Here is a 1,123-nt window from a genome sequence, read left to right on the forward strand (position 1 = left end):
CCCCATCTATGATGGAGGACGCCATGTTCAAATCATCAGTATGCTCCTACGAAAACAGGGGGCCTTACGGAAACAACAAGTACCGAGGCAACTGCTCGGGCTTTATCGTTAAAGACTTCATTGAGTCTTACATGAGAAAGCCGAACGGGCTGGTGGCAGACCCAAGTGTTGGGGGTGGCTCTAGCATCGACGTTGCCAATGAACTTGGTGTCCGTTTCAAAGGGACAGACTTGCATCAGGGGTTCAACCTGTTGCGGGATGACTTCCTTTCGTTCCTCGGAGAGCCTGCACACCTGATCTGGTGGCACCCTCCTTACTGGGACATGATCCAGTATTCAGGTAAGCAGTGGGGCGAGCCCAACAAATGGGATATGAGCCGCATGAATTTGCCTGAGTTCGTTGAAGCCCTTGAGCTGGCCGTTATGAATATTCATGACGCCTGTGAGCGAGGAGGGCATTACGGAATCCTCATGGGAAACCTGAGGCGCGATGGGGATTATTTCAACCTGTCCAGCCTTGTGGAACGTATCGCACCTGGGAAGCTGGTGGATGAGATCATCAAAACACAGCACAACTGTGTGAGTGACCGAACTCAGTATTCCGGGAAGCTGGTGCGTATCGCCCATGAAAAGCTGTTGGTGTTTCGTCGTAACGACGTTGCCTCATCGCTCTGTCTTCTTGCTGCCGTACACCGTCGAGCAACCAATATGGTTTCGACTACGTGGAAAGCTGCAATACGCCGAACCCTACAGGGGAAAACGTTGAAGCTGGAGCAGATTTACAAAGAGATTGAACCCTACGCAAAGCATCGAGAGAACAACCACTGGCAAGCAAAGGTCAGGCAAGTTCTTCAAGATGCCAGGTTCTTTATTCGCATCGAGGTAGGTGTCTATGCACTTGCTGAGTAGCCCAACCGGGGCGTGACATCCCGGAGGGGATTGGTCGCGCTCATCAACAACAAAGGAGCGTGACCATGAACGTACAACTTCAAGCCAGCAACAATGTTCTGCTGGAACAAATCGAAAATAAAGGCCTCACTGTTGAAACGCATTGTCGCAGTGGCTTTTGTGGCATGTGCCGGGTTCGTCTTCTCAAAGGTCAAGTGGCCTATGACGAGATCCCC

General features: G+C 51.5%; 2 protein-coding genes. Both read left to right on the forward strand.

Annotated elements, in window-relative coordinates:
• A partial coding sequence (locus BHE89_RS18260) for a DNA adenine modification methylase (RefSeq protein WP_286146283.1) occupies positions 1-908 on the forward strand: 908 nt, incomplete at its 5' end.
• A 65-nt stretch (positions 909-973) separates the two neighbouring features.
• Positions 974-1,123 (forward strand): 2Fe-2S iron-sulfur cluster-binding protein (locus tag BHE89_RS18265; RefSeq protein WP_128860703.1); only part of this gene is annotated, 150 nt, incomplete at its 3' end.

It is taken from the genome of Shigella sp. FC1967 (genome assembly GCF_001743005.1).
GTDB lineage: Bacteria > Pseudomonadota > Gammaproteobacteria > Enterobacterales > Enterobacteriaceae > Proteus.